This window comes from Streptomyces otsuchiensis, from assembly GCF_004305975.1.
Taxonomy (GTDB): domain Bacteria; phylum Actinomycetota; class Actinomycetes; order Streptomycetales; family Streptomycetaceae; genus Streptomyces; species Streptomyces otsuchiensis.
This window is the reverse complement of the sequence record NZ_BHZI01000470.1, coordinates 1-2200: the sequence shown is the minus strand read 5'-3', so window position 1 is coordinate 2200 and position 2200 is coordinate 1. Positions and strand designations below refer to the sequence as shown.

Here is a 2200-nt window from a genome sequence, read left to right as displayed (position 1 = left end):
TCCCTGGCCCCTTCCCCGGCACGGGCCCCGCGACACCGGCCGCCGCCCGCCGTGCGCGAGACGGGTGCGCCGGGGCCGGGCGCGTGAGCGCCGAACCGCGCCGGGCCGGCGCTCGGCGGCGGCCGCCCCTTACCGGCCACCGCCTGCGGAAACGCAGCCGTGACCTCTAGGGTGTGGCCGAGGACGGGGGAGACATGGCGTCCGGCCCGGGGAGGGTCCTATGCACGTGGAACAGCAGCCGGCGAACGAGCAGTTGCCCGGGCTCCGCCTGGACGAACTGCTCGCTGAGCTGCAGTCCCGGATAGAAGCGGTACGCGGCACCCGCGACCGGGTGCACGGCCTGCTGGAGGCCGTGCTCTCCGTGGGCCGTGAGCTGGACCTGCAACAGGTCCTGCGCCGGATCGTCGAGGCCGCCGTGGTGCTGGTCGACGCCGAGTACGGCGCACTGGGCGTGATCGGCGGGGACCAGCGCCTCGCCGAGTTCCTGCCCGTCGGGATCGACCCCGGGCAGCGGTCCCGGATCGGCGCGCTGCCCAGCGGTCACGGACTGCTCGGCGAGCTGATCCGGCACCCCGAACCGCTGCGCATGCCGGAACTGGCCGACCACCCGTCCTCGTCCGGCTTCCCGCCCGGGCATCCGCCGATGCGCTCCTTCCTCGGCGTCCCGATCCGCGTCGGGGACGAGGTGTTCGGCAACCTCTACCTCACGGAGAAGCGCAACGACGGCTCGTTCGACGCCGAGGACGAGACGGTGCTCTCCACCCTGGCGATGGCCGCCGGTGTCGCGATCGAGAAGGCGCGGCTCTACGAGGAGGCCCAGCGTCGTGAGCGCTGGCTCGCCGCCAGCGCCCAGGTCACCAGCAGCCTCCTCTCCGGAGCGCCGCGCGCCCGGGTCCTGGAACTGGTGCTGGAGCGCGCCCGCTCCATCTCCGACGCCACGCTGGGGCTGCTCGCGGTGCCGGGGGAGTCCGACGGCACGCTGCGGACGGCGTGCTCGGCGGGCGAGGGCGCCGAGCGGTTCGACACGCTGCGATGCGAGGACGACGGCCTGGTGGCCGCGGCGTTCACCGGCGGCGGGCCGGTGACCACCGGCGATGTCGCACACGATCCGCGCGTCGCGGGAGGCGCCGACGTCTGGGCCGGGCTGGGCCCGGCGGTGGCCGTCCCCATGGGGGCCGGCGACGGGGTGCGTGGCGTTCTGCTGCTGGCCCGCGCGGCCGGCCGGGCGGCGTTCGCCGACACCGAGACCGGCCCGCTGCGCGGCTTCGCCGGCCAGGCGGCACTGGCCATGGAACTCGCGGAGCGCCGCACCGACGCCGAGCAGCTGGCGCTCCTCGCCGACCGCGACCGGATCGCCCGGGACCTCCACGACCTCGCCATCCAGCGGCTGTTCGCCACCGGCATGACGCTGCAGAGCGCGCAGCGGTTCGTCCACCACCCCGGCGCCGCCGAACGCCTGGAGCGCGCGGTGGACGACCTGGACGAGACCATCAAGATCATCCGCTCGACCATCTTCGGTCTCCGCGCCCGCCCCGGGGACCGCCGGTCGGCGCTGCGCGGCCGGGCGTCGGAGGCGACCGAAGCGGCGGCCGAGGCACTCGGCTTCCGGCCCGCGGTGCGCGTGGAGGGACCGGTCGACACCCGGGTCCCGCCATCCGTGGCCGACGAGGCGACCGCCGTCCTGGTCGAGGCGCTGAGCAACGCGGCCCGGCACGCCCGTGCCACGGCCGTGGACGTCCGGCTGACCGTGGCCGGGGCCCGGCTCACTCTCAGCGTCACCGACGACGGCGTGGGCATGCCGCGCAGGGGCCGGCGCAGCGGCCTGCGGAACCTGGAGGACCGGGCGCACGCCCTGGGCGGTGAGCTGACCGTCGGGGACGCGGAGGGCTCCGGCCGCGGCACCCGGCTGACCTGGTCCGTGCCGCTGCCGGACGAACCGTCGGCGGCGGAGCCGGGACGCGGCGGCTGCCGTTAGCGCGGGCGCGTCCCACGCGTCCCTTGCCCCGCCCCCCTTCCGCACGCGCCCGGCTCCCCACGCCGTCGTCTCCCCACGCGCCGAGGCCCCCCAGCCGAGGCCTCGGGCGCGTGGGTCCGGGATGGCGCAGTGAGCGCGGCCCCTGGGCGGGATGCTCCTATGGATGTCAAGCCACTGGAGCAAGGTCGGTTTGAGTGATTTGTGCTCTTGGTGTGGTGGTCAGGG

General features: G+C 75.9%; 1 protein-coding gene. It reads left to right on the top strand.

The genetic code is table 11. The features are described from left to right. Positions 1-220: 220 nt before the first annotated feature. Positions 221-1975, top strand: coding sequence for a sensor histidine kinase (locus E0D90_RS25165; protein ID WP_130800225.1), 1755 nt, complete (start codon positions 221-223; stop codon positions 1973-1975). The last annotated feature ends 225 nt before the right edge of the window (positions 1976-2200 follow it).